General features: G+C 68.5%; 13 protein-coding genes. 4 read left to right on the top strand and 9 right to left on the bottom strand.

Features of this window, described 5'->3' with window-relative positions; translation table 11 throughout:
• From E1161_RS09245 to E1161_RS09235, 3 genes are all read right to left on the bottom strand, one after another.
• A partial coding sequence (locus tag E1161_RS09245) for an MSCRAMM family adhesin SdrC (RefSeq protein WP_235874896.1) occupies nucleotides 1–1,831 on the bottom strand: 1,831 nt, incomplete at its 3' end.
• Entirely contained in the window at nucleotides 1,828–2,136 is a 309-nt protein-coding gene (locus tag E1161_RS09240; protein ID WP_132621607.1) for an ESX-1 secretion-associated protein, read from the bottom strand. The genes E1161_RS09245 and E1161_RS09240, both read right to left, overlap by 4 nt.
• 14 nt (nucleotides 2,137–2,150) lie before the next feature.
• Entirely contained in the window at nucleotides 2,151–2,684 is a 534-nt protein-coding gene (locus E1161_RS09235; protein WP_207920151.1) for a YbaB/EbfC family nucleoid-associated protein, read from the bottom strand.
• Between the two features lie 161 nt (nucleotides 2,685–2,845).
• Here E1161_RS09235 and pdxR point away from each other — a divergent pair, with 161 nt between their 5' ends.
• The 3 genes from pdxR (at nucleotide 2,846) to E1161_RS28315 (ending at nucleotide 5,043) form a co-directional block, all read left to right on the top strand.
• Nucleotides 2,846–4,216 (top strand): MocR-like pyridoxine biosynthesis transcription factor PdxR, encoded by a 1,371-nt coding sequence (pdxR, locus tag E1161_RS09230; protein WP_235874895.1) that lies wholly within the window; start codon nucleotides 2,846–2,848, stop codon nucleotides 4,214–4,216.
• Nucleotides 4,217–4,319: 103 nt separating this feature from the next.
• The gene (locus E1161_RS09225; protein WP_165939731.1) at nucleotides 4,320–4,766 is read left to right on the top strand and encodes a DUF6319 family protein; all 447 of its coding nucleotides are present in this window, start codon (nucleotides 4,320–4,322) and stop codon (nucleotides 4,764–4,766) included.
• Nucleotides 4,767–4,920: 154 nt separating this feature from the next.
• Entirely contained in the window at nucleotides 4,921–5,043 is a 123-nt protein-coding gene (locus E1161_RS28315; protein ID WP_268951375.1) for a hypothetical protein, read from the top strand.
• Between the two features lie 99 nt (nucleotides 5,044–5,142).
• On the opposite strand, the gene E1161_RS09220 is transcribed toward E1161_RS28315, so the two are convergent.
• Together E1161_RS09220 and rpoB are read right to left on the bottom strand one after the other, a co-directional pair.
• Nucleotides 5,143–9,054, bottom strand: coding sequence for a DNA-directed RNA polymerase subunit beta' (locus E1161_RS09220; protein ID WP_132621601.1), 3,912 nt, complete (start codon nucleotides 9,052–9,054; stop codon nucleotides 5,143–5,145).
• A gap of 116 nt (nucleotides 9,055–9,170) precedes the next feature.
• Nucleotides 9,171–12,665, bottom strand: a complete 3,495-nt coding sequence (gene rpoB, locus E1161_RS09215; protein ID WP_132621599.1) for a DNA-directed RNA polymerase subunit beta — start codon at nucleotides 12,663–12,665, stop codon at nucleotides 9,171–9,173.
• A gap of 1,101 nt (nucleotides 12,666–13,766) precedes the next feature.
• Between rpoB and E1161_RS09210 the strand changes: the two genes are divergently transcribed.
• Nucleotides 13,767–17,009, top strand: a complete 3,243-nt coding sequence (locus E1161_RS09210) for a CHAT domain-containing protein (RefSeq protein WP_132621597.1) — start codon at nucleotides 13,767–13,769, stop codon at nucleotides 17,007–17,009.
• Nucleotides 17,010–17,077: 68 nt separating this feature from the next.
• Here the strand turns inward: E1161_RS09210 and E1161_RS09205 are convergent, their stop codons facing one another.
• From E1161_RS09205 to E1161_RS09190, 4 genes are read right to left on the bottom strand one after another with little or no spacing between them, the layout of a single operon-like run.
• Nucleotides 17,078–17,995 (bottom strand): hypothetical protein, encoded by a 918-nt coding sequence (locus E1161_RS09205; protein WP_165939730.1) that lies wholly within the window; start codon nucleotides 17,993–17,995, stop codon nucleotides 17,078–17,080.
• A 37-nt stretch (nucleotides 17,996–18,032) separates the two neighbouring features.
• A complete protein-coding gene (locus E1161_RS09200; protein WP_235874894.1) occupies nucleotides 18,033–18,551 on the bottom strand; it encodes a nuclear transport factor 2 family protein in 519 nt (172 codons plus the stop codon).
• A gap of 12 nt (nucleotides 18,552–18,563) precedes the next feature.
• Nucleotides 18,564–19,667 (bottom strand): MlaD family protein, encoded by a 1,104-nt coding sequence (locus E1161_RS09195; protein WP_132621595.1) that lies wholly within the window; start codon nucleotides 19,665–19,667, stop codon nucleotides 18,564–18,566.
• Complete coding sequence (locus E1161_RS09190; protein ID WP_235874893.1) at nucleotides 19,667–20,848, bottom strand: MCE family protein; 1,182 nt, start codon at nucleotides 20,846–20,848, stop codon at nucleotides 19,667–19,669. The genes E1161_RS09195 and E1161_RS09190 overlap by 1 nt, the downstream gene beginning before the upstream one ends.
• Nucleotides 20,849–20,871 lie beyond the last annotated feature (23 nt).

The following is a 20,871-nucleotide window of genomic DNA, read 5'->3' as shown; positions in this document are numbered from 1 at the left end:
CGGGGTGGCTCGGGGAACGCGGCGTCCGGGGCGCGTTGGTGGGGAGGTCGCGGACTGCGCCCGGATGTCCCGAGGTGCCAGTCCAGCCGCCCTGCCCCTGACGTCCACCGCGCGGCGACGGCGTTGCGCCGCTGGGAGCCGACGGGCTCGCCGGAGAGCCCGCTGCGCCGGCAGGGGCGTTGCCCGAGGGCTGGTCCGGGCGCGGAGCCGCGGGGGCCGACTGCGGAGCGGCCGCGTCCGGCCTGGCCGGGGCGTCGACGGCGGCCGCCGAGGTGCTGGAGGGGGCTCGCGGGACGTCGGAGGTGTGCGCACTGGACGTCGCACCGCCCGAGCCGGCGTTGCTCGACCCCGTGTCGGCGCGAGTCGCTCCACCCGGGTCCGCGTGCGACTGGGTCCCCGAATCGGGGCGGGCCTGCGGTCCTCCGGAGTCCGCGTGCCGCTGAGAGCCCGAGCTCGGATCGGAATCGGCCTGCGATTGCGATCCCGAACCGGAGTCGGATCGCGTCGAGTCCGAAGCATCCTGCGACTGAGAACCGGAATCGGTGCGGTTCGAACCGCCCGAGCCCGAACCGTCCTGCGACTGGGTGTTGGACCTAGCCGAACCGCCGGAGTTCGAACCGTCCTGCGACCCGGCACCGGAATCGGTGCGCGTCGATCCACCCGAATCAGCGCTCGACCGCGAATCCGGGCCCACGTCGCCGCGCCCGCCAGCGGAACCCCCGGGACTCGAACCGTCCGAAATGGACTCGGAACGCGGAGAGCCGGTCTCCGCGATGGATTCCGAGCGGGCCGAAGACGGCGAATCCCCCTGCCCCGAAGCACCGCCCGACGACCGAGGACCTGACTCCCCACCACCGGAAGCCGAATTACCCGAGGACGACTCGCCGTCCCCGGAGCTCGGAGCGTCCGGGCCGCCGAACTTGGCGTTGTGCTTGCCGACGACGTCGGTGCCGAAGGTGTCGTCGACCTTCTTCCAGGCCTTCTCCGCGATCCGCTCGGCGACGTCGAGCTTCTCGGCGACCTTCCCGATCGCCCCAGCACCGGCCTTGCCCTTGTCGCCGAGGGTTCTCATGATGTCGCCGAAGACCTCGGCGAGCTTGGCGAGCTTCGGGGAGACGTTGCTGATCGTCCTGGTCAGCTTGCCGACGATGTCGGCGATCTTGGTGACCGTCTTGGAGATGAACGCGACCGCCTGCGGGATCACCCAGGCCAGCGAAGCGATCGGCGGCAGCAGGGCTTCCAGCGCGTAGGTGATCAACCGCGAGATGCAGTCGGCGACCAGGTCGCGGACGAACTCTCGGACGAACGAGACGACCTCGCCCATGATCGTCACGACCGAGCTGATGGTCCCCGCGAGCTTCGCCGCTCCGTCGAGGGCTTCGCCCTTCTCGGCGGCGGTCCTGCGGTAGGCGTCGCCCGCGGCACCGGTCCAGCTCGCGGTGTCGGCCTTGACGGCGTCCTTGTACTGACTCGCGGCCCCCTCGACGGCCTTGGAGACGTTCTCCCAGGTCTTGCCGTAGGCGGTGACGCCGTCGGGGTCTCCTGCGAACCAGTCGAGGGCTTCCTTGAGCGGCTGGACGTGCTCGATCAGCCAGGTCAACCCGTAGGAGAGCAGCGTGCCGATGGGATCGACGGCGAGGCTGATGCCCTCCAGCGCGAGACCGCCGTAGCCGAGGCCCGACTCGACCCAGCTCGAACCTTCGTCGAGGCTGGAGACGTCGTTGACGGACTCGGCGATGCCGATGCCGCTCGCCCAGCCCGCGTCACCGCTGCCCTGGGTGACGAAGCCGTCGTTGCTCTCCGGCTGCTTCTCGACGAGCGGGTTCGTCACGGCTGCACTCCGCGGATCAGCGCGCTGTTGGAGTCGTCGACCTGCTGGTAGTCCTCGGCGGTGGCGCGCACGTCGTCGGCGATCTGCCGCATCGACGTCACGGCCTCGCGCAGCGCGTCGACGCCGTTCTGCTCGACCGGGTCGATCATCCACGCGAAGGGGCGGCACAGGATGCCGTAGGCGTCGTTGTCCAACGAAACCTGCTGCGAGGCATCGACGGCCGTGTTCAGCTGGTCCACCACACCATCCACTTTGGACGCGTGGATGCGCAGGTCCTCGATGGCGACGTTCATCTCGTCAGGCATGTGCAGTCCCCAGGTCAGCGCAGGAAGGAGCCGTTGCCGAAGTCGTCGTCGAAGTCGTCGGGCCTGCGGCGGCCGGGCGACTGCCGACGTTGCGGCGGCTGGTGGTCGTCCTCGACGGCCGGGCGGATCTCGTTCGGCCGGGTGCCGCGCGGCGGCTCCTCCTCGGGCGGGGGCTCCGGGAAGTGCTTGCGGGCCTGGTCGAGCACGTGCTGGGCGGCCGAGTCGGCGAGCCCGACGGTGCCTTCGACGGCCTCCTGCATCTGCCCGGGGATCTTGGCCTGCGCTTGCTGCACCAACCGCATGATCTCCGCACCGAGCCTGGGCATCGGGCGGTTGTTGGCGTTGTCGGCGAGCTGCAGGTCCTGCAGCATCCCGGTGGACGCCACGGTCACCCTAATCGCGCCATCGCGGGAGGACTCGGTCACCGAGATCTGCTCGACCTGCTGCTGCAGGCGGTTGAACTTCTCGGCCTTCTCCGCCGCCCGGTCCTGCCACTCGCGAACCATCCGCTCGGCGGCACCGATGTCCCTGCCGAAATCCTCCGCCACAACACTCCCCGTCGATCAACTGTCCAGCGGCTGAGCACGTTATCAACCGATCGTGCACCGGCAGGGTCGAACGGATCTTTCCCACCGAGGCGATGATCACGACGAGCCATGAGGCACCGCTGCGCGGACCGAGCGCCGCTCGAGGTACTAAGGTCTGCACCGTGACGGTGGGATGGTTCGCTGGGCTGGTTCACCCGGACAGCAAGCAGCTGACCGAGGCCCTCAGGGCCGCCGTCCGGGACGGATCTCTCGCGGCCGGCAGCCGGGTTCCCTCGACGCGTTCGCTCGCTCAGGAGCTCGGGATCGCGCGCGGCACCGTCACCCGCGCCTACGACCAGTTGGTGGCCGAGGGGTTCCTGGTGGCCCGGCAGGGCGCTCCCACGGTCGTCGCCGAACTGCTCGCGACCCCCGCGCAGCCCGACGCGCCCGAGCCCGCGCAACCGGGCGTCGCGCGCTGGGACTTCCGCTCGGGACGGCCGGACCTGAGCTCTTTCCCGCGCCGGGACTGGCTGGCGGCCAGCCGCCGCGCGCTGCGCGACGTGCCCACCGACGACCTCGACTACGGCGATCCGCAGGGGCATCCGCGGCTGCGCGTGGCGCTCGCCGGCTACCTCGCGCGCGAGCGGGCGGTGGCGACCACGCCGGGCAACATCATCGTCTGCAATGGCTACACGCAGGCGTTGTCGCTGCTCAGCAATGCGCTTGCCGATCAAGGCGAGTCCTCCGTCGACTTCGAGGACCCGTCGGCGCCGCACCTCTGGGACATCCCCGCCGGGTTCGGGATGTCGGTGCACGGCATCCCGGTCGACGGCGAAGGAATCGACGTCTCCCAGCTGCGCAGCCGGGCCGTGGTGGTCACCCCGGCGCACCAGTTCCCGCTCGGCGTCAGCATGAGCTCGGCACGACGGGCGGAGCTGGCGCGGCGCGCCAAGGACGAGGACCTGCTGGTCATCGACGACGACTACGACGGCGAGTTCCGCTTCGACCGGCAGCCGATGGGCTCGCTGCAGGGGATGGGCCCGGACAACGTCGTCTACGCCGGGACGGCGAGCAAGACCCTGGCGCCCGCGCTGCGTCTGGCCTGGTTGGCGCTGCCGTCGCGGCTGGTGGGACCAGTTCGGGAGCTCAAGCGGAACAGCGGGTTGCACGCTCCGCTGTTCGAACAGCTGGCCATGGCTGAGTTGATCTTGTCGGGGGCCTACGATCAGCACGTCCGCCGATCGCGCGCCACCTACCGTCAGCGCCGCGAGCACCTCGGTGAAGCGCTGCGCGGAATGCGTGCGAAACACCGGCCCCACCCGGCCGGTATCTCGGCGGGACTGCACGTGACCTTGCAGCTGGATCCGGAAGGACCCACGGAACTCGAAGTCCTCGACAGGGCGCGGCGGCGGTCGGTGGAGCTCCAGGTGCTGGGGCCGCACTGGCTCAGCCCCGGATCGCACCCACCCGGCGTGATCGTCGGGTACGCGGCGCCCTCCGACCACGCGTTCCGTCCCGCACTGCAAGCCCTGGTCAGCGTCCTCGAACGGTGACCTGATCAGACGACACTGCGCGTCGTCGGCGTGTCCACTGCAACAGCTGGGGAACACCTGTTCTATTCTGGTGTCCCCTCCCGCGATAAACAGGAGCACAGAGTTGACCGAAGACCAGACCACTCCGGCCGAGAACACCGGCGCGGACAGCACGGCGCCCTCCGCTGTCGCGACCGAGGCCCCCTTGTCCGAAACCCAGGCCCCGGCGGCCACCGAGACCTCCGAGGCTCAGGCTGAGGCGCCCAAGAAGCGCCAGACCCGCAAGAGCACCGCGAAGAAGACCCGCACCGTCGAGCTCACGCTCACCGTCACCGGCACCGCCGACGGCGAGTGGCAGGCCGACCTGCTGCACCAGGGCAAGCGCGTCGTGCAGGCCCTGCCGGTCGCGGCCGCCGCGGTGTCCAAGGCCGCCGCCGAGCTCAACTCGGAGATCTCCGAGACAATCGAGGGCGTCATCAACGAAGCCCGTCAGCAGCACGAGGCCAAGCTCGCCGAGCTCGAAGCCGAGGTCGAACGAGTCCGCAAGGCCCTCGCCGAGCTCGAAGGCTGACCCGAGGACTCCCGGGGCGCCGTGGTCCCCTCCCAGGCATGGCCCCCTGGACATGAAGAAGCCCCTGCCCAGCAGGGGCTTCTTCATGCTCGAAAGTCAACGGAATGATCACCAGAGGTTCCGCTTGACCATGGACTGCACTAACTTCCGTCGCATGAGTCCAGCCCCCGCTGAACAGACGCTCCCCATGCCCAAGATCGAGGCGGAAGCCCTCGCCGACCACTACGACGCGCAGTCCTCCCCCGCGGATGCCACCGCGGACGAACCTCAGCACTAGTAATAGCGCACAACAACACCACGACGAACATCGGTTGATGCGATGGAAGCGCCCCCTGCCCGGAGGAGTCGGGCAGGGGGCGCCTGATCACTTCGGACCTCAGCGGTAGTCGCGGCCGAAGTCGTAGTCGTCCAGCGGGACGGCCGCACCGGTGCCGGCGCCGAACACATCCGGGGTGTAGTAGCTGTCGTCGTAGGACGGGATCGCGTAGGCCGCGGCCCGTGCCTCCTCGGTCGGCTGCACCTGGATGTTGCGGTACCGGTTGATGCCCGTGCCAGCCGGGATCAACTTACCGATGATCACGTTCTCCTTCAGGCCGACCAGCTTGTCACTCGCGCCCTCGATAGCGGCGTTGGTGAGGATGCGGGTCGTCTCCTGGAAGGAAGCCGCCGACAGCCACGATTCGGTGGCCAGCGACGCCTTGGTGATGCCCATCAGCACCGGACGGCCGGAGGCCGGGTCCCCGCCTTCGGCGACGACGCGGCGGTTCTCGGCCTCGAACTGCGAGCGCTCGACCGGCGAGCCGGGCAGGAACTCGGTGGCACCCGAGTCGATGATGATGACCCGGCGCAGCATCTGGCGGACGATGACCTCGACGTGCTTGTCGTGGATGCCCACACCCTGCGACCGGTACACCTCCTGCACCTCGTTCACCAGGTGCAGCTGGGCCTCGCGCGGGCCCATCACGCGCAGCACCTCGTGCGGGTCGACCGCACCTTCGAGCAGCTGCTGACCGACCTCGACGTGGTCGCCGTCGGAGATCTGCCGCTCGGTGCCGTCCACCGAGATCGCCGCGAGCCGCTGACGCTTGGACAGCTTGTCGTAGACGATCTCCTCGCCGCCGTCGTCCGGAATGATCGTGATCTTCCAGTAGCGGTCGTTGTCCTCCAGCCGGATGCGTCCGGAGGTGTCGGCGATCGGGGCCTTGCCCTTCGGAACGCGGGCCTCGAACAGCTCCTGCACACGCGGCAGACCGGTGGTGATGTCGTCACCGGCGACACCGCCCTGGTGGAAGGTGCGCATCGTCAGCTGCGTGCCGGGCTCACCGATCGACTGGGCGGCGACGATGCCGACGGCCTCGCCGACGTCGACCAACTTGCCGGTGGCCATCGAGCGGCCGTAGCAGACCGAGCAGACGCCGACCGCGGACTCGCAGGTCAGAACGCTGCGAACCTTGATCTTCGTGATCTTCGCGGCGAGCAGCTTCTCGATCGCCGGGTCGCCCAGGTCGGACCCGCGAACCAGCACGATGTTGCCGTCGGCGTCGGTGACGTCCTCGGCGGTCGTGCGGGCGTAGACGCTGGTCTCGACGTGCTGGTCGCGCAGCAGCTTGCCGTCCGGCAGCAGCTCCGCGATCGGCATCTTGACGCCGCGCTCGGTGCTGCAGTCGGTCTCGCGGACGATGACGTCCTGCGAGACGTCGACCAGACGACGGGTCAGGTAACCCGAGTCGGCCGTGCGGAGCGCCGTGTCGGCCAGACCCTTGCGGGCACCGTGGTTGGAGATGAAGTACTCCAGCACGGACAGGCCCTCGCGGAAGTTCGCCTTGATCGGGCGCGGGATGTACTCACCCTTGGGGTTCGACACCAGACCACGCATACCCGCCAGCTGAACGACCTGGGTCATGTTACCGGCCGCCCCGGACTTCACGATCGTGCTGATCGAGTTGTCGTCGGGGAAGTTGGTCTCCATGGCCTCGGCGACCTCGTCCTTGGCCGCGGTCCAGACCTTGACCAGCTCGGCGTTGCGCTCCTGGTAGGACAGCGCACCACGGCGGTACCGCTTCTCGACCTGGTCGGCCTTGGCCTCGTAGCCGTCGAGGATCTCGGTCTTGTTCGGCGGCACGACGACGTCGGTGATCGACACGGTCACACCGGAACGGGTGGCCCAGTGGAAACCGGCGTCCTTCAGCTTGTCCAGCGTCTGGGCGACGGCGACCATCGGGTACCGCTCGGCGAGGTCGTTGACGATCGCGGCCTGCTTCTTCTTCGGCAGCAGGTCGTCGACGAACGGGTAGTCCTCGGGCAGCAGCTCGTTGAACCAGACGCGGCCCAGCGTGGTCTCGGCGATCCACGCCTGCCCCGGCTCCCAGCCCTCCGGCATCTGCTGCGCGTTCGGGACCAGGTCCCGCAGGCGGATCTTGACCTTGGCCTGCAGGTCCAGCACGCCGCGGTCGAAGGACATGATCGCCTCGCCGACCGACGAGAACGCCAGACCTTCGCCCTTGGCGCCCTCGACCAGGCGGGTCAGGTGGTACAGGCCCGTGACCATGTCCAGACGCGGCATCGCCAGCGGCCGACCGGAGGCCGGCGACAGGATGTTGTTGCTGGACAGCATCAGGACCCGGGCCTCGGCCTGAGCCTCGGCCGACAGCGGCAGGTGGACCGCCATCTGGTCACCGTCGAAGTCCGCGTTGAACGCCTCGCAGACCAGCGGGTGCAGCTGGATCGCCTTGCCCTCCACCAGCTGCGGCTCGAACGCCTGGATGCCCAGGCGGTGCAGCGTGGGAGCACGGTTGAGGAGCACGGGGTGCTCGGCGATGACCTCTTCCAGCACGTCCCACACCTGCGGGCGCTGGCGCTCCACCATCCGCTTGGCGGACTTGATGTTCTGCGCGTGGTTGAGGTCGACCAGCCGCTTCATGACGAAGGGCTTGAACAGCTCGACGGCCATTTCCTTCGGCAGACCGCACTGGTGCAGCTTCAGCTGCGGGCCGACGACGATGACCGAACGGCCCGAGTAGTCGACTCGCTTGCCCAGCAGGTTCTGACGGAAACGACCCTGCTTGCCCTTGAGCAGGTCGGACAGCGACTTCAGCGGCCGGTTGCCCGGACCGGTGACCGGGCGTCCGCGGCGGCCGTTGTCGAACAGCGCGTCCACGGACTCCTGCAGCATCCGCTTCTCGTTGTTGACGATGATCTCGGGGGCGCCGAGGTCGATCAGTCGCTTGAGGCGGTTGTTGCGGTTGATCACGCGGCGGTACAGGTCGTTGAGGTCGGAGGTCGCGAAACGACCACCGTCGAGCTGCACCATCGGACGCAGGTCCGGCGGGATGACCGGCACGCAGTTGAGCACCATGCCGCTCGGGTCGTTGCCGGTGGCCTGGAAGGCCGCCACGACCTTGAGCCGCTTGAGGGCGCGCAGCTTCTTCTGGCCCTTGCCGCTGCGGATCGTCTCGCGCAGCGACTCGGCCTCGGCACCGATGTCGAAGTTCGACAGCAGGGTCTGGATCGCCTCCGCGCCCATGCCACCGGTGAAGTACTCGCCGTACCGGTCGTAGAGCTCGCGGTAGAGGACCTCGTCGGCGATGAGCTGACGGGGCTCCAGCTTGGTGAAGGTGTCCCAGATCTCGTCGAGCTTGTCGAGCTCGCGCTGCGCGCGGTCGCGCAGCTGCTTCATCTCGCGCTCGGCGCCTTCCTTGACCTTGCGGCGCTGGTCGCTCTTGGCGCCCTCGGCCTCGAGCGCGGCCAGGTCGGTCTCGAGCTTCTGGGCCCGGGCCTCCAGGTCGGCGTCGCGCTGGTCAGCGGTCCGCTTGCGCTCGACGCTGATCTCGCTCTCCAGCGTCGACAGGTCGTTGTGCCGCAGCTCGGTGTTCACACCGGTGATCACGTAGGCCGCGAAGTAGATGATCTTCTCGAGATCCTTCGGGGCCAGGTCGAGCAGGTAACCCAGCCGCGACGGAACGCCCTTGAAGTACCAGATGTGGGTGACCGCGGCGGCCAGCTCGATGTGGCCCATCCGCTCACGACGCACCTTGGCGCGGGTGACCTCGACGCCGCAGCGCTCGCAGATGATGCCCTTGAAGCGGACCCGCTTGTACTTGCCGCAGTAGCATTCCCAGTCCCGGGTCGGACCGAAGATCTTCTCGCAGAAGAGCCCGTCCTTCTCCGGCTTCAGGGTTCGGTAGTTGATGGTCTCGGGCTTCTTGACCTCGCCGTACGACCACTGGCGGATGTCGTCGGCCGTGGCGAGGCCGATGCGGAGTTCATCGAAGAAGTTGACGTCAAGCACGTCGGGTCTTCTCCCTTGGTCGAATGGTGCCTCTCCCGGTGCCACCGGTTGAAGCAAGTGCCAGGTTGGGTCGGTCGCCGGCCCGCGGGACTAGGCCCGCGGGCCGGCGGCGAGGGTCAGTGCGCGATGTCGTCGACCGACGGGTTCTCGTTGCGGGACAGGTTGATGCCGAGGTTGGCAGCGGCGCGCTCCAGGTCCTCGTCCTCGGTGTCGCGCATCTCGATCGCGGCGCCGTCGCTGGAGAGCACCTCGACGTTCAGGCACAAGGACTGGAGCTCCTTGAGCAGCACCTTGAACGACTCCGGGATACCCGGCTCGGGGATGTTCTCGCCCTTGACGATCGCTTCGTAGACCTTGACGCGGCCCACCACGTCATCGGACTTGATCGTCAACAGTTCCTGCAGCGTGTAGGCGGCACCGTAGGCCTGCATGGCCCAGCACTCCATCTCACCGAAGCGCTGACCACCGAACTGCGCCTTACCACCCAGCGGCTGCTGGGTGATCATCGAGTACGGGCCGGTGGAACGGGCGTGGATCTTGTCGTCCACCAGGTGCGACAGCTTGAGGATGTACATGTAGCCGACCGCGGTCGGGTACGGGTACGGCTCACCGCTGCGGCCGTCGAACAGCTGCGCCTTGCCGTCTCCGCCGACCATCCGGTCGCCGTCGCGGTTCGGCTTGGTCGAGCCGAGCAGGCCGGTGATCTCCTCCTCCCGCACACCGTCGAAGACGGGGCTGGCGGTGTTGGTCCCGGGCTCGACGTCGAGCAGCTCCTCCGGCAGGCGCTTGGCCCACTCGGCATCGGGGTCGATCGTCCAACCGCGCGAGGCGATCCAGCCGAGGTGCGTCTCCAGCACCTGGCCGATGTTCATCCGTCGCGGAACACCGTGGGTGTTCAGGATGATGTCGACCGGGGTGCCGTCGGACAGGAACGGCATGTCCTCGGCGGGCAGGATCTTGCCGATGACGCCCTTGTTGCCGTGGCGGCCGGCGAGCTTGTCGCCGTCCTGGATCTTGCGCTTCTGAGCGACGTAGACCCGCACCAGCTGGTTGACGCCCGGGGGCAGCTCGTCGTCGTCCTCGCGGTTGAACACGCGGACGCCGATGACCTTGCCGGTCTCGCCGTGCGGCACCTTCAGGGAGGTGTCGCGGACCTCGCGGGCCTTCTCGCCGAAGATGGCGCGCAGCAGCCGCTCCTCCGGGGTCAGCTCGGTCTCGCCCTTCGGGGTGACCTTGCCGACCAGGATGTCACCGCCCTGGACCTCGGCACCGATGCGGATGATGCCGCGCTCGTCGAGGTCGGCCAGCACGTCGTCGGAGACGTTCGGGATGTCCCGGGTGATCTCCTCGGCACCGAGCTTGGTGTCGCGAGCGTCGACCTCGTGCTCCTCGATGTGGATCGAGGTGAGCACGTCGTCCTGCACCAGGCGCTGGCTCAGGATGATGGCGTCCTCGTAGTTGTGCCCCTCCCACGGCATGATCGCCACGAGCAAGTTCTTGCCCAGGGCCATCTCGCCGTTCTCGGTGCACGGTCCGTCCGCGATGACCTGCCCGGCCTCGATCCGGTCGCCCTCGTTGACGATCGGCTTCTGGTTGATGCAGGTGCCGTGGTTGGACCGGGAGAACTTCTCCATCCGGTACGAGCGGCGGGTGCCGTCGTCGGCCATGATCGTGACGAAGTCCGCGGTCAGCTCCTCGACCACACCGGCCTTGTCAGCGGTGATGACTTCACCGGCGTCGACCGCGGCGCGCAGCTCCATGCCGGTGCCGACCAGCGGGGACTCGCTGCGCAGCAGCGGCACCGCCTGACGCTGCATGTTCGCACCCATCAGGGCGCGGTTGGCGTCGTCGTGCTCCAGGAACGGGATCATCGCGGTCGCGGCGGAGACCATCTGCCGCGGCGAGACGTCCATGTAGTCGATCTCGGTGGGGGCGAGCAGCTCGACCTCACCGCCCTTGCGCCGACCCAGCACGCGCTCGTCGATGAAGTTGCCCTCGTCGTCGATCACCGCGTTGGCCTGGGCCTTGACGTAGCGGTCCTCTTCGTCGGCCGTCAGGTAGTCGATCTGGTCGGTGACCCGGCCGTCGACGACCTTGCGGTACGGCGTCTCGATGAAGCCGAACGGGTTCACCCGCGCGAACGTGGCCAGCGAGCCGATCAGGCCGATGTTCGGGCCTTCCGGCGTCTCGATCGGACACATGCGCCCGTAGTGCGAGGGGTGCACGTCTCGGACTTCCATGCCCGCGCGCTCACGGGACAGACCGCCCGGGCCGAGCGCGGAGAGACGACGCTTGTGCGTCAGACCCGCGATCGGGTTGGTCTGGTCCATGAACTGCGACAGCTGCGAGGTGCCGAAGAACTCCCGGATCGCCGCCGTGATCGGGCGGATGTTGATCAGGGTCTGCGGCGTGATCGCCTCGACGTCCTGCGTGGTCATCCGCTCGCGGACGACCCGCTCCATGCGCGACAGACCGACGCGGACCTGGTTCTGGATCAGTTCGCCGACGGTGCGCAGGCGGCGGTTGCCGAAGTGGTCGATGTCGTCGACCTCGACCGGGATGTTGTCGCCGGCGTCCTCACCGCGAGCGGGCATCTCGATCTCGCCTGCGTGCAGGCGGACCAGGTACTCGATCGTGGTGACGATGTCCTCTTCGGTCAGCACGCCGGTCTCGTAGGACTGCGAAAGACCGATCTTCTTGTTGACCTTGTAGCGGCCGACGCGAGCCAGGTCGTAGCGCTTCTCCTTGAAGAACAGGTTCTCCAGGAGGGTCTGGGCGCTCTCCTTGGTCGGCGGCTCGCCCGGGCGCAGCTTGCGGTAGATGTCCAGCAGCGCCTCGTCGGTGCCGCCGGTGTGGTCCTTCTCCAGGGTCGCCATCAGCGTCTCGGAGAAGCCGAAGCGCTCGCGGATGGCCTCTGTGGACCAGCCCAGCGCCTTGAGCAGCACGGTGACCGGCTGACGGCGCTTGCGGTCGATGCGGACACCGACGGTGTCCCGCTTGTCGACGTCGAACTCGAGCCACGCACCGCGGCTCGGGATGATCTTGACGCTGAAGACGTCCTTGTCAGTGGTCTTGTCGACCGACTGGTCGAAGTAGACACCGGGGGAACGCACGAGCTGGGAGACCACGACCCGCTCGGTTCCGTTGATGATGAAGGTGCCCTTGTCGGTCATCATCGGGAAGTCACCCATGAACACCGTCTGGCTCTTGATCTCGCCAGTCGAGTGGTTGGTGAACTCAGCGGTGACGAACAGGGGCGCCGCGTAGGTCATGTCCTTGTCCGTGCACTCCCCGACGGAGGCCTTGACCTCGTCGAAGCGCGGATCGGAGAAAGACAGCGACATCGATCCGGAGAAGTCCTCGATCGGGGAGATCTCGCTGAGGACCTCCTCAAGACCACCAACCGGATTGTCCTCGCCGGCGTCGACCCGGCGCTGGAACCAGGCCTCGTTACCGACAAGCCATTCGAAGGACTGGATCTGCAGGTCTAGCAGGTTCGGCACGTTCAGCGGTTCGCGGATGTTCGCGAACGAGACCCGCTTGGGTGCCCCAGGGATCCCCGACGTGTAGTTGGAAGCTGCAGAGACCTTGGTCGCGCGGGAGACTGCCAAGATGCGTCCTTCCGGGACTCTGAACTGGCTACAGCCATGCTCACGGCGAGAAGCGCGCGTCAGGCAAGCGCGCAAATCACTAGCACAGCTGTCAAGGGTGCAATGGCGCCGACCATCCTACGGTCCAGTGCGGGCAGACCAATAGGAGGGCAGCGCAAAGTAGCAGTCTAGCCGGAAGGACGCCAGCTGTCGAGGGGGCCCACCGATGGCGGCCCAGCCCCGCGTTGAGGACCAGAGTGAACCCGCGCGCGCTTTCAGTCAAGAGATCACCGATCGATCACTCTCGTGGCGGAAGACACGATCACCTCGCGTGATCACCGAGGGGCTTGTTCAACCTGGTCAGGGCCTTTTGATCAGCACATGAGGCAGTTCCTTCACGCCCTCGGCGAACCCGTCCGATCGGCTCTTGACATCCGTTCAGGAACTCCCTTCGGGCTACGGTGCAGGGACCCCGGAACGCGCTTCCGGCGCGCCCGCGGGCGCACCGAGACCGCCCGGGACCGCCTCGACGCGGGCGAACTTCACCTTAAAGTGGTCATTCACTGTCGGCGTGTCACTTCCGCGACGCACGCCACACAATTCCCACAGGCCCCATGAGCCCCAATTCGCACGCGCCCTGAGTGGAATCAGCCAGAACTCGGGCGCGACATTTCGAAGCGTCGGTGTCGCGATCTTGAAAGGATTGGCCCAGACCATTTATCGGGACCACCCGAGACCACTCGACGAGATCGGGAATCTGGAAACGCCCGTTCATGATCGACTACGTTGAGTGGTGGCAGGTGTTGTGACCTGGACGGCCGCCACCCGAACGTCGTAACGCTCCGAGGCTTCACTTCGACTCCGGGCGACCGTCGACGCGGCTTGACCACATCGAGACCCCAAGATGCCGCAAACCTTCCCCTATGGGGCTGATGCCGTCGCGCAGAGCTAGTAGTTTCACCAACCGAAGCTCAGCAATTACATCCAACGGGGGGACGCGTCACCTCTGTGGCGATCCCACCTAGTAACACATGGGCTACTCGACAGATACCTCCGCCGGTAACGTGAGACGACCACCGGCTTCCCCGACCGGTGCCCGGCAGGCCACAGGAGAAACGACCGATGACAGACGATGCACGCCGCGCGAGCGAGCGGTTCCGCGGGCTGCAGCGTTGGACCGGAGGCAAGGACCAGAGCGGCCCTCAACCCCCTCAATCCAGTTGGTTCGCGCCGGAGGACGACGGCCAGGCCACCGCGGACAGCCCCGACGCGCGACCCGGCGGCCCGCACACCGGCACCAACCCCGGCACCGGCACCAACCCCGGCTTCGGTGGCGGACCCGGCAGCGGCGGCCCTGCCACCGGTGGGAACAGCGCGGTCGCCAGGCCCGGGGGCACCGAGCGCCGCAGCGCCGAGCAGCGCTACGCCGACGCGATCGCGGCGATGAACCAGATCGTCACCACGCTCGACTTCAGCAATCTGCAGTGGGTCACCGAGGTCTTCCGCACCACCGCGGGCGTGCTGCGCGAGGACGACCCCGCCCGAGCGGGCGTGCTCAACAACCTCGGCAGCGCCGTCCAGCTGACCTACGTGCGCAGCCGCGAGCTCGCCGACCTCGAAGACGCCATCGGCTACTACCGAGCGGCGACGAACTCCGCGCACTCCGGCGACCGCGACCGCATCCTCTACTACTGCAACCTCGCGCTGGCCCTCACCGACCTCGCGGGCAAGACCGGTCAGGCCCAGTTCGCCGCTGACAGCGCGCACGTCGCGCGCGAAGCCGTCGAGATCACCCCCAAGCGCGACCAGCGGCGCCCCATGGTGCTGCTGCGGCTGGCCAACGCGCTGAAGTTGCACGCCCAGCTCGCGGACTCGGCGGAATCCGACGTGGAATCCATCTCGGTCTTCCGGGAAGCCGCGCGGATCTCCCCGGCTAGCGACGCCACCACCTCCGAGCTGCTGATCAACCTCGGGGGCGCGCTGATGCGCCGCTACCAGCGCAACGGCGACCAGGACGACCTCGACGAGGCGATCAAGCACCTCTCGGCCGGATCGGGTGCGCTGCCCGACGGCGACGCCCGCCGCGGCGGGCTGTGCCGGTACGCCGAGGCGCTGCGGCTGCGCTTCCAGCGCAACGGTGACCTCACCGACCTCAACTCCGCGATCAACGAGCTGATCGGCGTCCTCGGCGTCCTCGAAGGCGGGAACCCGCAGCTGGGCCTGGCCGTTTGGCAGTTGTCCGTCGCCACCGCCGAGCACGTCGACGCCACCGGTGAGTCCGGCCAGCTGCGCCGGGTCCTGCGCCCGATCACGCCGGCCGTGCGGGCGCTGGCCAACGAGGACACCCACCGCTCGCTCGCACTCGGCGGGTACGCGATCCTGCTGCGCAGGCACTTCATGCACGGTGGCGAGGTCAAGGCGCTGGACACCGCGGTCACCGCGGGCGAAGCGTCGGTCGAGGCCGCCGCTCCCTCCCAGCGCGCGCGGATGATCACCGCGCTCATCACGAGCCTGCTGGTGCGCTACGAGCACGTCGAGAACCGCGACGACCTGGACCGCGCGGGCGAACTGGCCCGCGAGGCGGCGAAGGCCTCGGACTCCCAGACACAGCACATCGCGTGGGTGCAGCTGGGCGCGGTGCTGGCGCACCGGTTCCAGCGGGCCGGGCGCGCGCAGGACGTGGAGACAGCGATCGAGCTGTTCGACCAGGCGCTCATCGGGATGCCGGACACCACTCCCGGGCGGGCGGCGGTGTCCATCCAGCTCGGCCGGGCGCTGCAGGCGCTTCACCAGCGCACCGGTCGTCGCCGGTACCACCGCTGGGCGCGCAAGGTGCTCACCGAGGCTGCCACCCAGATCAACGCGCCCGCCGAGCAGCGGCTTCGGGCAGCCGCGCTGGCCGGACGCATCAGCGCTCAGGAGCAGCGCTGGTCGGAGGCGCTGGAGTCGTTCACCACCGCCGTCGAGCTGCTGCCGCTGATGACCCGCGGCAAGCGGGTCGTGGCCTCCCCGAGCGCGCAGCAGCGCTGGGCATCGATCGTGGCCGACGCAGCGGCCAGCGCCATCGAGGCCGGCGAGCCGGACAAGGCCGTGGAGCTCATCGAGCACGGCAGGTCGGCGATCCTGGCGGACTTCCTGCCCAGCGGCGGCGAGCTCGGCTCGCTGCACCGCGAGCACCCCGACCTCGCCAACGAGATCGTGCGGCTGCGGCGGTTGCTGGACCGCCCGGCCGAGGACCCCGACCTGGGCGACACCGACGACCGCATGCGGCTGGCCGAGGCCTGGGCGGTGCTGATCAACGAGGTCCGCGAAGTCCAGCCGACGCACCTGCGGGTCCAGCCGTTCTCCGAGCTCAGCGGTGTCGGCGGCGACGGGTCGGTGGCGATCGTCAACCTCAGCCGGTACCGCTCGGACGTGCTGGTGATCTTCGGCGGTCGGGTGCTGACCGTGCCCATCCCGCACGCCACCCCGGAGAAGGCTGGTGAGCAGGCCCTCGCGCTGCTGACCGCTGCGCAGCAGGACGACCACGCGTCGATGGCCGAGGTGCTGGACTGGACGTGGGTACGACTGGTGCGCCCGGTGCTGGACCGGATGGGATACCTCAACACACCTGCCGCGGGCGCGCGCTGGCCCCGGGTCTGGTGGAGCGCTTTCGGCGCGTCGGCCTACCTGCCGCTGCACTCCGCGACGGCGCATGCCGGCGCCTCGGCGCTGGATCGCGTCGTCTCGTCGCACACGCCGACGCTCGGTTGCCTGCTGCGCGCCCGCACCCGGCCCGTGCCGGAAGGCGACGCGCTGGTGGCGGCCGGATCGGCCGAGCAGGTCTCGCGCGAGCTCCCGCCGCAGAACCAGGTGCTGGCCCAGCACTGGCCGAGCGCGGAGATCATCTCCACCGAGAGCGCCAGCGCGACCGACGTGCTGCGGATGCTGCCGAACTACCCGTGGGTGCACATCTGCGAGCCGAGCTCGCAGTTCCCCGCCCAGCCCGCCGCCGGGATGCTGCTGGACCGCGACGGCCAGCGGCCGCTCGGCCTGGTCGAGCTGGGGCAGGTCGCGTTGGACAAGGCGGAGTTCTGCTACCTGGGTCAGGTCGCGACCGCGGCCGATCATCCGTGCGCGGCTGCGCTGTCGCTGGCCTCGGCGCTGGGGTTCGCCGGGTTCACCCACGTCATCGGCACCCTGTGGGAAGTCGACGTGAGCAGCGCGGTCGAGGCGCACGCGGACTTCTACTCGGAGGTGTTCGGGCAGCGCGGGTACGGAACCGACGGTGCCGCCTACGCGCTGCACAACGCGGCCCGGGAGCTCCGCAACGCCCGTCCGAACGACCACGCGACCTGGAGCGCCCACATCCACGTCGGTCCCTGAGGGAGCGGCTGCTGCGACGAGGGCGGTCCTGGTCCGACCAGAACCGCCCTCGTCGTGCAATGCCGGGATCAGCGCAGCGTGAGCTGGGTGATCTTCCACTTGTCGCCCTGCTTCTCGGCGCTGACCGAGAGCTGGGCGGGGCCGATGTTGGACTCACCGGTGTTGGCGCGCATCGCGTGCTGATCGACGAAGATGAGGACCTCGGCGCGGTCGCCTTCCAGACGCGTCACCGCGCTGTTCTTCACCGTGGTGGTGACGATCAGCTGCTGCTGCGGCGCCTGCTGCTTGACCAGGGCGAACAGCTCGTCGTACTTCTGCACCGCCGGGCCGACCAGGAGGTCCTTGGCGGCGTTCTCGGTCTTGGCCGTGTCGTTGAAGTCGTAGGAGAAGAGCTTCTCGATCCCGTCGCTGACCTGGCCGTTGACCTCGCTGGTCGCGCCCGCCGAGGTCAACGCCTCGTTCGCGGCAGGGCCGGTGTTGTAGGTCGTGTAGGCCGAGACACCGAAGAAGATCGCCAGCGCGAACAGCAGCGCCGTCACGCCCCACAGCACCCACGGCTTGCCGGCCTCGCCGGACTCCGCGACCTCGGACTTCGAGCTCTCGGGCTCGGCATCCTCGGTCTCGGTCCTCTTCGGCTCCGAGGCGGACGACTCCGCCTCGGATGACCGCTCGTCGGCCGCGACAGCCTCGCTGACCTGCTGTTCCGGCTCAGCGGCGTCGGGCTCAGCCGCCTCGCTCTCGGCTGTCTCCGGCTCAGCGGCCGCAGGTTTCGCAGCCTCCGGCTCAGCAGGCTCCGGCTCGGCGGCCGCAGGCTCCGCAGCCTCCGGCTGCTCGGTCACCGCAGTGCCGTTGACCTGGTCCTCTTCCTCCGGCTTCGCCGTCTCCTCGGAGGAGGCGGGCGAAGTGGGGCGCTTGCGCAGGCCGGCCACCTTCGGCCGGCGTGCCGCTGGCTGCCGGTTCGTGCCGGAACGGCGGTTGGTAGGCACTGGCTGTACTCCTCGAATCGCTTTCGGGTCTCGCCGTTCAGCCGACCGGGACGGTGCCCAGTCCGCTGATCTTCCAGACGTCGCCCTCACGCGTGAGTTCTGCCTGGTAGCGATCCTGCTTGTTGGCCGGGGGCTGGCCCTCCACGGTGACCGTGATCTGCACGACCGCGATCATCCGGGCCTTGCCCGCGTTCTCGTCGAGCTCGACGATGCCCGCGTCCAGCACGCGAGCGGTGGTGCTGCTCTTGGCCTGCTGGATGCGGGTGGCGTAGTCCTTGCGGCCCTTCCGGACCTCGTCCCGCAGCGCACCGGTGGAGTTGTCCTCCCACCGCTGCAGACCGCGGTCGATGTCCTTGTGGTCCAGCGAGTTGAAGTTGACGATCGCTTCTTGGCCCTGCTGCAGCGCCTCATCACGCGTCGCCGCGTAGGCCACCGACGAGTTGTTGCTGGCCAGCACCCACAGCACCCCGAGGACCAGGGCGCACACCAGGCTCACCACGAACAGCACCAGCGACAGCTTGTGCCGCCGGCGAGCGGTGTCGGCTTGAACGGTCACGTGTTGCCTCTCTTACTGCCCGGGTGCGTTCTGCGCGCCGCGCACTGAGGTCGGACTGCCCGGAGGCTCCGCGCAGTGCGCGTCCTTGTTGAGCGGGACCGGCGACATGTCGGTACCCGTCCGTTCGGGTGTTCCCTCGTACCCCTTGGTACACGGCATCGGGTGGAACATGTTGAGAACCAGTCCGAAATGAGCGGTGCCATCCCCGGGGACGACCGTGTTGGAGACCGCGACCTGAGCCGGGTAGCTGACGAAGAGCTGCTCCATGCCGTCGGTGTGCGACGACAGCAGCTTCGCGGTCGTGGTCAGGTTGGCCAGCAGCGGCCCGATCCGGGGGTTGTCCTCGATCAGGCCGGACAGCTGCACCGCAGCGGGCGGCGCCTTCCGGATGACGCCGCGCAGGTCGCCGTCGGAGCGTTCCAGCGACTGCGACAGCAGGTTCAGGTCCTTGCTGAAGGACTTGATCGCCGAGCCCTGGTCGTTCTGCGTCGCCAGCACGGTCTTGCCGTCCTCCAGCAGCTGCACCGTCTGCGGCAGGTGGTTCTGCGCCTGCGTGGTGAACTCCCGCGAGGTGTCCAGGATCGTCTGCAGGTGGCCGCCGTTGTCGCGGAAGGCGGTGCCCAGCTCGCTGACGACGGTGCGCAGCGAGTCCTGCGGCACCGAGTTGGCGAACGAGTCCAGGTTCATCATCAGGTCCTGGACCGGCAGCGGCGTGGTGGTGCGGGATTCGGCTATGACCGAGCCCTCTCGGAGGTACGGGCCCTCGTTCTGCTTGGGACGCAGGTCCACGTACTGCTCACCGACCGCGGACCGGTTGGTGACCACGGCCTCCACGTCGGACGGGATCGCCGGCGCGTTCTCCTCGATGTCCAGCGGCACCTGGACGCCGTCGTCGGTCAGCTTGAGCTCGCCGACCCGGCCGATCGGCACGCCCCGGTAGGTGACCTCCGCGTTCTCGAAGACACCACCGGTGCTGGCCAGGTTGAGCGCCACCTCGTAGCCGCGGTTGCCGAACAGGCGGTCCAGGCCGGCGTACTTGAACCCTGCGTAGCTGCAACCGATCAGCGCGATCAGCACGAAGCCGATGATCTGGAATCGGGCTCGACGGGTGAGCATCAGTTGTCACCTCCGAACAGCCAGCCCAGCGCGCCGCCACCGGATTGTTCTTCCGGCTTCGGCTGGGGCGGTGCGGGTAGCTGGGGCTGCTGGGGCTGCGGCGCCTGCCCGTCGAGCGGCAGCGGGAGCCCGTCGGGAACTGGCAGCAGCGGCTGGCGGGAGCGCCCGAGGTTCTCCACGATCGTGCTCAGGTTCAGGTCGACCTCGAGGTACAGGTTGTTGTAGTCGCTGCCCCCGATGCCTTCCACCGCGTTGTCCGGGAACGGGAAGGTGACCAGGGTTTCCAGCGATTTCGGCAGCGAGTCACCGGCGGCTGCGAGCTGGTGCAGCGTCGGCGCGAGCTGGTTGAGGTCGTGCACCAGGTCTTCGTGCGACTTGTCGACGACGTTGGTGGCCACGCCCGAGAGCCTGTCCAGCGACTGCAGCATGGTCACCAGCTGTCCGCGCTGCTCGTTGAGCACCTGCAGACCGGGGCCCAGGTCGCGCAGCGCGGTGTCGATGCTGCCGCGCTGCTCGTTGAGCTTGGCTGAGAGCCGGTTGATGCTGTCCAGCGCGCGCACGATGTCGTTGCGCTGCGCGTCGAGCCCGGAGACCAGCTCGTCGAGGTTGTTCAGCAGGCCGCGGATGTCGGACTCGCGGCCGCTCATCGCCTTGTTGAGCTCCCTGGTGATGTCCTGCAGCTGCGCGACACCACCACCGTTGAGCAGCAGCGACAGCGCGCCGAGGACCTCTTCCACCTCGGGGTTGCGGTTGGAGCGGTTGAGCCCGATGGTCGCGCCGTCGGTCAGCCGCCCGGAAGCCGCCTGCGGTGGCGCCGCCAGCTCGACGTACTTCTCACCGAGCAAGCTGGACTGGCGCAGCCGGGCGATGGAGTTGGCCGGTAACTTCACGTCGCCGTTGACGGTGACGGTCACCTCGGCCTCCCACGTCCCCGGAGCGAGGGCGATGTTCGAGACCCGGCCGACCGCGACGTCGTTGACCCGGACGCCCGCGTTGGGCACCAGGTCCAGCACGTCGGAGAAGCGGACCTTCACGTCGTAGGGGCGGCTGCCGACGTCGGCGCCGCCCGGCAGCGGCATGTCGTAGACACCGCGGGAGGAACACCCCGACAGCGCCAGCAGGCCGACCGTCGCGACCGCGCCGACCTTGACGGCCGAGGAGCGGGTGAAGACGGATCGCACCAGACGAGTCAAACCGGACCGCA

The organism is Saccharopolyspora aridisoli (genome assembly GCF_004348445.1).
Lineage (GTDB): Bacteria > Actinomycetota > Actinomycetes > Mycobacteriales > Pseudonocardiaceae > Saccharopolyspora > Saccharopolyspora aridisoli.
The sequence above is the reverse complement of the archived record's forward strand: the minus strand, read 5'-3'. Positions and strand labels throughout refer to the sequence as shown.